The organism is [Clostridium] clostridioforme AGR2157 (assembly GCF_000424325.1).
GTDB classification, from domain to species: domain Bacteria; phylum Bacillota; class Clostridia; order Lachnospirales; family Lachnospiraceae; genus Enterocloster; species Enterocloster clostridioformis_A.
In genome coordinates, this window is the sequence record NZ_AUJR01000055.1 from 18,521 (window position 1) to 30,463 (window position 11,943).

The following is an 11,943-nucleotide window of genomic DNA, read 5'->3' on the forward strand; positions in this document are numbered from 1 at the left end:
ATTATGAAAATTATTACGTTTTATTTGCCGCAATTCCACTGCATTCCGGAGAACGATGAATGGTGGGGAAAAGGCTTTACGGAATGGGTGAATATGAAGAAGGCAAAGCCGTTATTTGAAGGGCATTATCAACCCAGAATTCCGTTGAATGAAAACTACTATGACCTCTCCGACCCGAAGACAATGCGATGGCAGGTAGAATTAGCTAAGAAGTATGGGGTCTATGGATGGTGTCTTTATCACTACTGGTTTAATGGAAAACTTTTGCTTGAACAGCCAGTAGAGCATTTGTTGGAAGATAAAACGCTTGATATACATTTTTGTTTATCGTGGGCAAATGAGCCGTGGACAAATGGTTGGGTTGCTGAAAAGGCGACAGTATTGATCGCGCAGCGATATGGAAGAGAAAAGGAATGGAAAGAACACTTCGATTATTTACTTCCCTATTTCAAAGATGAACGTTATATCAAAGTGGATGGGAAGCCGCTGTTTGTTCTGTATAAAACAGATATTATTCCTGACATGAATGAGATGCTCGATTATTATCAAAAATTAGCAGTAGAAGCAGGGTTTCCTGGAATTTCTTTTGCATATCAGGCATTGTATCAGAATCAGCTTACCATGCCGGATGATTCGCGGTTTGACTATAACATTCACTATGAACCGCCTTATGCTGTGCGTGATTTAACCCACCAGAAGCATCCTACATTACGTAAGATCAAGAGAAAAATAGAGTGTTTCCTAAATATGCACACGAATATTAATATTGAACGTGTGTCGATGAATACAGGACTCAAGTTTTTTGATTATGATCAGGTGTGGGAAACCATATTAAAAAGAAAACCTGTGTCAAAAAAGTGCGTTCCAGGAGCATATGTTGACTGGGATAATACTCCCCGCAGACCGACTCGTGGGTCGATTCATCAAGGGGCCAGTCCGGAAAAGTTTCAGAAATATCTTTCAAAGCAGATTAAAAGAGCAAAGTCAGTCTACCATAAGGATATGATTTTTATGTTTGCTTGGAACGAATGGGCAGAAGGCGGATATATTGAGCCGGATGAAAAGTATCAGTATGGATATTTAGAGGCTATAAAGAAAGCACTGGAGGAAAATGGAGAATTTCCTAACCAGTGATATTGTGGTGATAAAATGAATGTATTATTTATCGGTCATGAAAAAAACTTGAATGGTGCAAGCCGTTCAATGATTAATTTGATTGATGAGTTGTCTGATCGTTGCAATTTTACGGTTGTTCTTCCGTATAAAGAAGGAGCAGTAATTGATGCTCTCAGAAAAAGATCGATTGATCCTGTTTATGTACCATTTCGAAGATGGGTTCAGGTTAAGGACAATAATTTTTGGATAAAAAAATTAATATGGAAATTTATATGGAGTCATGAAAATCAACGACTTGCAAGAAAAACGGCGGATATTATAAGAGATAAGAAGATAGATATTATTCATACGAATTCCATTGTTGTGGATATGGGGTATCGTTATAGTAAGATACTTGGTATACCCCATATTTGGCATGCCAGAGAAATGGGAGCAGAAGACTTTGGAATGTATCCATTGGGAGGAGAGGCTCAGTTTCGACAAATTGTGTCATCAAGGGAAAATCATATAGTATGCATCTCGAAGGCGGTTATGAACAAATATGATGGATTTACCCCACAGGAGCAATTGCATCTCATTTATAATGGTGTTGGAGTGGAAAATCTCAATCCTAATAAGCACTATTTCCCTAAAAAAGTCATGACATGCATTCAGGCAGCATCTATACAAAAGGCAAAGGGACAGGATATTTCCATTCAGGCAATTAAAGAACTGAGAAAGCGGGGAATAAAAAATGTCGTTCTTTTATTGGCGGGTCGTGGAACATTGGATTCTTTAGGTGTAACAATTGACGACACGATTGGAATTACCTTACTTGGTCAGGTAAACAATCTTCCAGAAATTAGAAATAACGCTGATGTGGAAATTGTTGCATCGAGGGCGGAAGCATTTGGGCGGGTGACAGTTGAGGCAATGATGAGCGGAAATCCGGTAATTGGATCTGCATCAGGCGGTACGATTGAGCTTATTTCGGATAAAGAAAATGGACTGTTATTTGAACCGGGTAATGTATACGATTTAGCTGATAAGCTTCAATATCTATATGAACATCAGGAAGAAATTGGAAGAATGGGGCGAAATGCCTACCGGTATTCGAAGGATTATTTTTCGATAAAGAGATGCGCTGAAGATGTCTATAATTTGTATTCAAAGATATTATTTGATGGGAGAAGGCAGAGATGAAAATTAGAAGGCCAAGAGCTTTTTTCTGTATAGTACTGCTAATGCTTTATATATGTACAACATCTTTTTGGAAATATATTTATATCAATTCTGCCATCCGTTATGCTTCTGTATTGCTATGCGCATTCTTGGCATTGTCATATATTCGAGGCTCATATATCAAAAAGGATGATTTGGTTACATTTATAATCGCCGCTTTTGTGTTGGTAAATAACCAGGATATTGCTCATGGTGATTACTTTTTCTTGTTGATTTTTATGGTTTCTTTTATAGCTTATTTTACTTTCAGGGATAATCAGGATGTTGTAAGAATAGGATTTAACTGTTTTCTCATTGCTGGAATAATATACGCATTGTTTACCTTTATATGCTATGCCTTTCCTGCATTTTATTTGAATACAGTACTTCCGATATTTGAATCAGAAAATCAATATAAATTGATGATTTCATATAATAGGGGTGCTGTTGCTGGAATTGCAAAACATTATACATTGAATGCCTATTATATTCTTATGGGAATATTAGTTTGCGTATCGCGAATTTTTTCTGAAGGAAAAAAGAATAATAAGAGGTATTTTTTCTTGGCGATTGTTCTGTTCGTGGCATTACTGCTTACAGGAAAAAGAGGACATGTTATATTTGGAGCTGCTGCTATAATTGTGCAGTATTATTACTATAACAGTGACAAAAAACATGGACGCATTTTTAAAATACTGTGTCTCACGCTTGCAGTTATGATATTGTTCTTGATTTTGCGAAACTTTATTCCAGGAATAAATTTGTTTGTTGAGAGATTTATTGAAACGTATGAATCAAATAATATTACAATGGGACGGGATGCGTTATATGTAGTTGCATGGAAAATATTTAGTAATAATCCGATTTTAGGTGTAGGCTGGGGCGGATTTGTATATGCGTATGAGACTTTAACTGGTAGCGTGTTTGCGGCACATAATATCTATTTATCTCTGTTATGTGAAACTGGAGTGGTTGGATTCACTGTGTTTGTAGGTTGGTTTATATATAACTTATATCAGACAATCAAAACATATAGTTCAATCAGGAGAAAATATGTGATTGATGATAAGTGCCTTTTTACATTAAATGTATCTCTTTCGTATCAAGTTCTCTTTGTATTACTTGGAATATCGGAGAATCCGCTTTATGGAGTAGAAACAATTGTTCCTTATTTTTTATCTATATTAGCAGTAAAACAGGTTAAAAGGATATTAAGTCAAGGTGAATTTAATGCAGCATAAAAGAATACATAATATTGATATATTAAAGGGATTAGGCGTATTATTGGTTATTCTTGGACATCTTAATCTGCCTTCAGGAATAAAATCCATAATTTATGTATTTCATATGCCCCTGTTTTTTTTCCTGAGTGGAACCCTTTGGAAGAATAAAGAAACGAAAATGAACTTAAATGGTTACATAAAGCATATGTTGGATTCTCTTATTTACCCTTACGTTGTGTGGAATGGGGTTGAAATATGTATTCACGTTATCAAGTGTATCATTGGGAAAGAGACAGTGGGGTTACTCTTTAAAAGAGTGATAGCCGTTATTATGGGAGTAAGAAGTGTTGTTCCATATGATAGCCAGAATTATTTAGGCTTGTTGTGGTTTTTTCCGGCCTTATTTTCAGCAAATGTTTTGTATTTTCTTTTTAGAAAAGGAAAAATAGTAGTTCCCGGTATAATTGCCTGTACAATTGCGGGGAATATATATGCAAATGTTGTTGCTGAAAAAGTAAGACTGCCGTTCTGTCTGGATGTAAGTTTGCTGTGTATATGGTTCATTTGGATTGGAGAAATCGTTGGACAGTATGGTAAAAATGTATCACGCATAAAACAGTTTTTAGCTATTATCGGTGTGGGCCTGTGTCTTGTATTTGAATATTTTATTAGAATTGATGTTGACTTAATCCGTCTGAGGATTTCTTCTCCATTACTATTTTATATAATATCTTCGCTGATCTGTGTTGGCTTATATATTGGGACATATAGCATGAAAGCTAAATATCTTGAAGTAATTGGGGAAAGTAGTGCGTTCTATTTGGTACTTCAATCCTACGGAAAGCAATTATGTGCGGTAGTATTTTTAATTTTGAGCAAATGGTGTACAGTTGATTTCAGAGATTGTACCATAGTTTACTTTATTAGCATTGCAAGTGTTACCAGTTTATTTGTTTTTATAATCAAGAGGAAATGTAATTGGATGATAAAACGACCGCTTAAAATGGTATTATCCGAAAGAGGAGATGTATGAGTAACAAATCAAGTGTAAAGAAAAATTTTTTTTACCAAATCATATATGAACTATTGGTGCTTATTTTACCCTTTATTACGTCTCCCTATATAGCACGAGTGTTGGGGGCAGAAGGCTTAGGGATATATTCATATTCATATTCGATTGCGTATTATTTTGTCCTTTTTTCCATGCTTGGATTGAAAAATTACGGAAACCGTGCAATAGCGCAAGCTAGAGATAACGAGAATAAATTAAACAGAACATTCTCGAGTATTCTAGTTATTCACATTATTACATCCTTGATTTGCTGTGCTGTGTATTTGATCTATGTTTGCTCTTTGGAACAGGACAAAGTATATGCGGCAATACAGGGAGCCTTTGTCTTAAGTGGTCTTTTTGACATAAGCTGGTTTTATTTCGGAATTGAGGAATTCAAACTAACCGTAACTCGTAATACGATAATTAAAATCTTAAATGTAGCATGTGTTTTTCTACTTGTAAAAGACAGTGATGACTTGTGGAAATATTGTGCAATAATGGCTGTCGGAATGCTTGTCAGCCAGCTGACATTATGGATTCCGCTGAGAAAGTATGTGAGAATTGTAAAAATACGGATGGATGAAGTTACCATTCATTTGAAGCCGCTGTTTATTCTTTTTATTCCAGCCATTGCGGTAAGCTTGTATAAATACATGGATAAAATAATGATAGGATCTATGAGTAGCAAAACACAACTTGGCTATTATGAAAATGCAGAAAAGGTAATTAATATTCCGATGACGATTATTGCATCTTTTGGAACAGTTATGTTGCCCAAAATGTCCAATCTTGCGACATCGACCAATAAAAAAGAATCTATGCGATATATAGCTTTATCGATGGAATTTGTAATGTGTTTGGCATTTGCATTGGCCTTTGGCTTGGCAGGTGTAGGCAAGACTTTTGCACCGGTTTTCTGGGGAGATGGATTTTCTGTTTCTGGAACAATAATTATGGGCTTGGCTGTTACGATTCCTTTTGTTTCCTTTGCCAATGTGATAAGGACGCAGTATTTGATTCCAAATAAAAAGGATAATGAGTATTTAGCAGCTGTTATTGCGGGGGCAATTGCAAATTTAGTTGTGAATTGGACTCTAATCCCTAATTGTGGCGCTTTTGGTGCAACAATCGGTACAATTGTTGCTGAAGTAACTGTTTGTATCATTCAATCATATGTGGTGCGTAATGAATTACCGTTACTTAGATATTTTAAGTCGTTTTTCACATTTATTGTATATGGTGCATTAATGTTTATTTTTGTCTATTTCTTAGGGAAAATTCTGGGGACTTCTATCGAAACCTTGCTATTGCAAATTGTAGTTGGAGCGATTGTGTATTGTGCATTATCACTTATTACATTTATTATTGAAAAGAATGAGATAGTAATGGAAGGAATAAATCGGTTTAAGAGAAAATTGTCACAAAGATAAATTATGTCTTTTGGGAAGCGGCAGCTTTATAAAGTTTATAGCATAAAAAAACCAGAGATGCTATTTATGGACTTTGGGACTGCAAAACTTAACAATCTGAACATCTAGGCGTATCTGGAGACCGTACTGCTCTATATGCCGGACTACAAAGATGAGCCCGAAGGTATAGAAGAGCTGATGCCCTGGTCAGAAATGATACAGCAGAGATGCCGGATCAAATCAAAAAGTTGAAGTTGGAACAGTTTGCTTTAACTATAGCTGGATGCTTTACAAAAAGATAGCCATTATTTTATTGAGCGCTTACGGAACACCATCAGATCCTATAGGGATACCTTTAAACTACTCCTGCTTTTCTGTGAAAAGGAAGAAACGGTTCCGGTCGAAAAACTTACCATGAAGAAGCTATCTTCAGACGGATTGAGCGGTTCCTGGACTGGCTGGAAACAGAACGGAAAAGTTCCATTTCCACAAGGAACCTGAGGCTGACAGCCATCCATTCCTTTTTTCGGTATGCACAGGCTGAATCGCCGGAATCACTGTATCACTATCAGAAGGTACTCGCCATCCCGGTAAAGAAGAAACATCAGGCGGTAGTAGAGCATCTGTCTCCTGAAGGAATAAAGATTCTGCTGGAGCAGCCTGACAAGTCTACATCTCAGGGACGGCGGGATCTTACGCTCATAAGTTTGATGTATGACAGCGGTGCCAGAGTCCAAGAGATCATAGATCTCTCTGTAAAGGACTTTATTCCCGGAAGTAATCCTGTTTTGATACTGACCGGAAAAGGAAATAAGACACGGCGGGTTCCCATTATGAAGAATACGGCTGTGCTCGTAGAAGCCTATATTTCAGAGAACAGACTGGGGCTGGCACACAAAGCCAACTATCCGCTCTTTACAAACAAGCAGTATAATAAGCTGACCAAAGAGGGTGTTGCCTATATCATCAATAAATATGCTGTTATGGCACACGAAGTATCAGACAAAGTACCTGAAAAAGTAAGATGCCATATGCTTCGGCATTCCAAAGCAGTTCATCTCCTTCAGGCAGGTGTAAATCTGATATATATCCGTGACTTTCTCGGACACAGTGATATCAAAACCACTGAAATCTACGCCCGTGCCGATGCAGAACTCAAACGCAAAGCGTTAGAGAATGCTTATCCGGATTTGATAGATTCTAATCTTCCGGATTGGAGTGAAAACAACGACCTTATGGAATGGTTATCTGATTTGTAGTCACTGTGAGCAGAGTATGCAAAGTAAATCAGGAAAGAATCCTCTATATATGGTGGATATCGCATCTTACTTTGCATAGTCTGCAGCTTTGCATAGGGCGGACCTCTATCAGTCGTGTGTTCAAACATCTATCTGGATAAACTGGACAAGGAACTGGAGCAGAGGGGGCTGCGTTTTACAAGATATGCTGATGATGTGCTGATTTTCACAAGAAGTGAAATATCAGCCAATCGGGTAAAGAAGTCTATTTGTAGTTGGCTGGAGCGGAAATTATTCCTAAAAGTAAATGCAACCAAAACAAAGGTAGTCAGACCAATGCGAAGCAAATATCTTGGATTTACGTTTCTGAAGAATGGTACGGAGTGGAAAGTGAGGCCGACCAATGAAAAGAAGAAGAAACTGAAACAGAAGCTGAGCGAATATCTGAAAAGAGGCAAAGCTATAGCAAGACCATTGGCAGTTACAATCAAGCGTGTAAATGAAATCACAAGAGGGTGGATAAATTACTTTAGAATAGGGATGATGAAGCAGTATATGGAGGAGTTAGGGCAATGGCTAAGGCATAAAATTAGGGTCATAGTCATGAAACAATGGAAAACACCGAAAACAATCTACAGGAACTTAAGTTATCTGAACAGAAAAAATAAGAATGGATTTAATCAAGAAGCAATCTTTAAGGTTGCAAATTCAAGATTAGGATGGTACAGAAGAAGCGGTATGGATGTTGTAAATTTCATAATTAGCAAAGATTTACTTGAAAATAGGATAAAAGACGGGGTAGGACTGCTCAATCCTTTATCCTATTACCTAACTGAGGTTGGAATATAAATTGTAGAGCCGTATACGAGACCCGTACATACGGTTCAATGGGAGGGGCGAGAAAATTTATTCTCCCTCTACCCTATTATGTCGTTTTCAATTACACGGGGCGGGCAGGGAGTGTGGCTATTTCAAAATTTTTTGTGAATACAGCCGCTGTGAACTTGCAATCCGCTGGTTTTGATGGTAATATGAAAGTGGGGAAGAGGAGTGTTTTGTAAGGCTCCGGGTTTCCCAGATAAGAGACTCTATAAGATGATGATAGAATGGAGGCGGTTGCCGACATGGATTATACAGTAGCAGATAATGAACTGGAAGTACGCTACGAGAAATATAGGGGAGTGTTAAAGAACCTCACCCTTATGAGTGATGTGTTCATGCGGAATGTATTTAAAAAGCGTGAATGCACAGAATATGTCCTGCAAGTTATCATGGGCAAGAAGGATTTAAAAGTTCTGAATCAAGTAATTCAGATGGATTATAAGAACTTGCAGGGTCGGTCAGCTATTCTTGACTGTGTGGTGTCAGACGGCACATTGTGGGAGGTAGAAACTGCACGTTGATTTCGGTGTAAACACCTCTCCGATTGTGCCGTACCGGCACTTGCCGCAGACTCACAGCGGGATAACCGCAGAGTGTCGTAGCTTTGTTTGAAGAACAGCCGGTGCTGTTTTTGAAACAAGGCCATGACAATAGTCACAGCCTTAATAATGTACTTTGAAAACTTCATCAATAAAGTCCTTGATTATCAACAGCAGCACGAATGATTTCGTGATCAATGACTTTCTTGTTTTGTTGAGCACCGATAGTCAGGGCATCTGTCATCAGGTTATCAATAAGGCGGGGATTGCCTTGGGTAAAGCTATGGGCAGCTGCAAGAGCTGCCGGGTCAATGATAGAGGAAGATGCACCTGCCAGTTGGATCTTATGCAGGATGTATTTTGATACCTCGTCATCGGATAGTCCGGTGTAGTTATAGTGGACAGTAATACGTTGACGCAGTGCTTCGTGTACTGGCTTGCGGAGCGTGTCATTGAGATGGGATTCTCCACAAAGGATCAGGGTAAAGTAGTTGACGGAATCATAACCGTAGTTCATTAGCATTTTGATATCATTGAGGATACCGGTATTTAAGTACTGTGCTTCATCAATGGCAAGAAGGAGTGGCTGCCGCTTTTCTTTATAGAGGTAGGTAATCTGTTCCTGGATAGCCTTGAACATACCGGTCTTTCCTCCTTTGTCAGAAACTCCAAGGATAGCACAGAGCTGTTTGTAAAAGTCTGCGACACTGATGGTGGAAAGACACAGATATTCCATGTGGTACAGGCTGGGATTCAGACTTGCTGCAAAACAGCGCAGGGCGTAGGATTTTCCCATGCCGGGTCTGGCAGTAAATACACCGATACCACGGATATCCTTCAGGTAATTCAAACGGTTTGTCATTTCGGTGAAGTCTCTGGAAATGAAATGGTCTTTTTCCCTGAGCTGCTGTTTGTCAAAAGGATTAAAAGTAAGGCCATAGAAGGAGTTATACATCAGGATTTACCTCCAGCTTTGGAATAGTCGATCATTGGAAGATTGTTTCGCTTCGTGCGACAGTTTTCATTACGGTTGGTCTGGCGGATAGGAAACTTTTTATCATCGAACAGGATGTAGGCAGAATCCATGTCATCCGGAAGATAACGGATATCGACCTTTGCAGATATAAACTGCATGGGTACATCGAAGCAGATCTTATCGATGGTGATGGTGGAATCCTTGCGTACTTTACGGGTGATGCGGTTGTAAAAGCAGTCATCCAGCCATTGCCTCGACAGAGGTTTGCGGGGATGATCTTTGGAAGCCTGATAACGTTCCAAAGGAACTCCGCTGATACCACGGTGGAAGGTGGTGTTGTAGTTGCGCATGTAATCTTTGAGCATCCCGTTGAACTGTGAAAGGGAAGTGATGGAATTGATATCCAACGTATAAAGCCATCTTTCTTTCAGGGTGCGGAAATGGCGTTCTACTTTGCCTTTGCTGGCCCCATCACGGATTTTTGTATGCAAAAGAAGGATTCCAAGGGATACGCAGATCATGGAAAGCTGCTCGTTGGAGTAACTGCAGCCATTGTCTACATACAGCTTGTCAGGAATTCCATAGGCAGCGATGGCATTCTTTAATACTTTCTGGAAGTTGTAAGCATTATCATTGTAGAAGAGTTCGCCGCCTACCAGGAGTCTTGAATGATCATCAATGATCATGATGCAGTAGACACGACGCGATCTGCCATCTTCAGTGATGTAAGGAAGGTAACAGGTGTCAGCCTGCCAGATTTTTCCGAATTTATCTTCCTCATATGCTTTACGGTCACGCAAGTTTGGGTCTCTGGCAGATTTGAGGTCATTGTGTCTGATAAAGCGTTGGACAGAATCAACACTGACAGTAGCCGGGATGAAAGCTTCCCTTACCAGATGCTCATAGATCTGTGTGGCATTCATGCGAGGGTGTTCTTCCTTGATGTGATAGATTTCAGCGATGGCATCTTCATTTAAGGCACGGGAAATACCTTTATCAGACCTGGCATTGGGCATCAGGGCGTCCAGACCGCCGAGAGTGTACTGAGACTTCCATTTTTCCAGTGTTTTATAACTGTAAGAGACAGTGGAACCATCAGGAAGGGTCAGGGGAAATGCGGTGACCCGTTTGTAGTAGGCAGTTGCCGAGGCATCAGGATAAAGCCCCTGAATGACAGGAGCAATGAGTGCGAAGCGGAACTGGGCTATTTCAGCATTATGTTTTGTTTTTTCAGTATCTTTACTCATGAAAAAGTCCTCCTTTTTAGGTTTTCTTCATCATAAGCAAAGAAAAAGCCGGTTGCCATCCCATGGTCGTGTGGTCAGAAGATGGAAATATCCGGAGTGAAACTGGTCTGATGATAACGTGCGTTTTTCAGAGTTGCCAGTATGGGATTTTGGTGTGATTGAAGAAAGGACTGAGACACCAGCCGAATAAACTCCATGGAGAAGGAAGAGTAATTGTCCAAGGTGACGAGATCCTTCAAAAAAGAGGAATCAGAAGTCTCAGCATCCAACAAAAGACCAAGCCATTGCTGTTTATGAGTTTTCCAAAGACCGAGCCACTTGAAGAATTGATTCTGTGAGACGCCAAATCTTTCACAGAGCTGTTCGATCGTGTAAAGTCTGGAAAAGTATTCACCGAGAATACGAAGGATGAAGAACAGACCATAGCTTGAGTAAGGGATGATGATATCCGGGAGGATAGCATGTGCATGCTGACAGTTTTCACAGAATACACGGAGGACACAAAGATGTGATTTCTGCTGTTTGCCGGTTACAAAGTCAATGATAGATCTGCCATAATAGTCATGGACATGGCAGTTACCAGTGCTCCCACAGATTGGACAGGTCTCCAGTTCGGGATGGAAATGCTCCATGTAGGAATCAAAAAGAGATTTTGATGAAGTTTTTATACGAATTATCTTGCATAACAGTAAGTTTTTTCTTATCATAACAGTGTGCATATATAACGATGTACACTCATACATCTTCGGATGTCATGAGGCATTTCAAGATGACCGCTTATGATACAGGCAACTATTTATTAGGGCATGACCCTGCATGAGGCCTGTAGTGCGGCTCTTGATTGGGTATGAGAGAAAGAACGAACTGTAGGAGGGGCTGTTCTTTCTCTTTTTTCTTTAGGTACGAAAAGACTATAGTGGAAAGAAAAGTAATGGTCAATAGGGCAGATAAAAACGTGCCGTAAAATACAGCACGTTAAGATAGATAATATGAAGGAGATGCCGAATTTAATTTGCGGTAATGTTGCCGTAGGTAGGAACTATAATTCGACGCATGACA

Annotated in this window: 11 protein-coding genes and 1 pseudogene; 9 read left to right on the forward strand and 3 right to left on the reverse strand. The window is 39.3% G+C overall.

Annotation, left to right across the window (positions count from 1 at the left end; all coding sequences use genetic code 11):
• The first annotated feature begins 3 nt into the window (after window positions 1-3).
• From G614_RS0119455 to G614_RS0119490, 9 genes and pseudogenes are all read left to right on the forward strand, one after another.
• The gene (locus G614_RS0119455) at window positions 4-1,134 is read left to right on the forward strand and encodes a glycoside hydrolase family 99-like domain-containing protein (RefSeq protein WP_027643292.1); all 1,131 of its coding nucleotides are present in this window, start codon (window positions 4-6) and stop codon (window positions 1,132-1,134) included.
• A gap of 15 nt (window positions 1,135-1,149) precedes the next feature.
• Window positions 1,150-2,298 carry a glycosyltransferase family 4 protein gene (locus G614_RS0119460; RefSeq protein ID WP_027643293.1) on the forward strand — a complete coding sequence of 383 codons (1,149 nt, stop codon included), beginning with the start codon at window positions 1,150-1,152 and terminating at the stop codon, window positions 2,296-2,298.
• The gene (locus G614_RS0119465) at window positions 2,295-3,557 is read left to right on the forward strand and encodes an O-antigen ligase family protein (protein ID WP_027643294.1); all 1,263 of its coding nucleotides are present in this window, start codon (window positions 2,295-2,297) and stop codon (window positions 3,555-3,557) included. The genes G614_RS0119460 and G614_RS0119465 overlap by 4 nt, the downstream gene beginning before the upstream one ends.
• On the forward strand, window positions 3,547-4,572 hold the full coding sequence (locus tag G614_RS0119470) for an acyltransferase family protein (RefSeq protein WP_027643295.1): 1,026 nt from the start codon (window positions 3,547-3,549) through the stop codon (window positions 4,570-4,572). The genes G614_RS0119465 and G614_RS0119470 overlap by 11 nt, the downstream gene beginning before the upstream one ends.
• On the forward strand, window positions 4,569-6,023 hold the full coding sequence (locus G614_RS28130; protein WP_044918327.1) for a flippase: 1,455 nt from the start codon (window positions 4,569-4,571) through the stop codon (window positions 6,021-6,023). The genes G614_RS0119470 and G614_RS28130 overlap by 4 nt, the downstream gene beginning before the upstream one ends.
• A 629-nt stretch (window positions 6,024-6,652) precedes the next feature.
• A complete protein-coding gene (locus tag G614_RS32980; protein WP_242828145.1) occupies window positions 6,653-7,261 on the forward strand; it encodes a tyrosine-type recombinase/integrase in 609 nt (202 codons plus the stop codon).
• A gap of 108 nt (window positions 7,262-7,369) precedes the next feature.
• A pseudogene (locus tag G614_RS33880) lies at window positions 7,370-7,594 on the forward strand (reverse transcriptase domain-containing protein); the annotation flags it as partial.
• Window positions 7,577-8,089: a group II intron maturase-specific domain-containing protein gene (locus G614_RS28140; protein ID WP_330367003.1), complete on the forward strand. Its 513-nt coding sequence runs from the start codon at window positions 7,577-7,579 to the stop codon at window positions 8,087-8,089. The pseudogene G614_RS33880 and the gene G614_RS28140, both read left to right, overlap by 18 nt.
• Window positions 8,090-8,364: 275 nt before the next feature.
• On the forward strand, window positions 8,365-8,643 hold the full coding sequence (locus G614_RS0119490; protein WP_330367001.1) for a hypothetical protein: 279 nt from the start codon (window positions 8,365-8,367) through the stop codon (window positions 8,641-8,643).
• Window positions 8,644-8,809: 166 nt separating this feature from the next.
• Here G614_RS0119490 and G614_RS0119495 read toward each other — a convergent pair whose 3' ends face one another.
• The 3 genes from G614_RS0119495 to G614_RS35105 all read right to left on the reverse strand — a co-directional run bounded on the left by G614_RS0119495 (window position 8,810) and on the right by G614_RS35105 (window position 11,627).
• Window positions 8,810-9,616: an ExeA family protein gene (locus G614_RS0119495; protein ID WP_027643297.1), complete on the reverse strand. Its 807-nt coding sequence runs from the start codon at window positions 9,614-9,616 to the stop codon at window positions 8,810-8,812.
• Window positions 9,616-10,884, reverse strand: coding sequence for a DDE-type integrase/transposase/recombinase (locus tag G614_RS0119500; RefSeq protein ID WP_027643298.1), 1,269 nt, complete (start codon window positions 10,882-10,884; stop codon window positions 9,616-9,618). The genes G614_RS0119495 and G614_RS0119500 overlap by 1 nt, the downstream gene beginning before the upstream one ends.
• Before the next feature lie 74 nt (window positions 10,885-10,958).
• Window positions 10,959-11,627 carry a DUF6431 domain-containing protein gene (locus G614_RS35105; RefSeq protein ID WP_420341533.1) on the reverse strand — a complete coding sequence of 223 codons (669 nt, stop codon included), beginning with the start codon at window positions 11,625-11,627 and terminating at the stop codon, window positions 10,959-10,961.
• Window positions 11,628-11,943 lie beyond the last annotated feature (316 nt).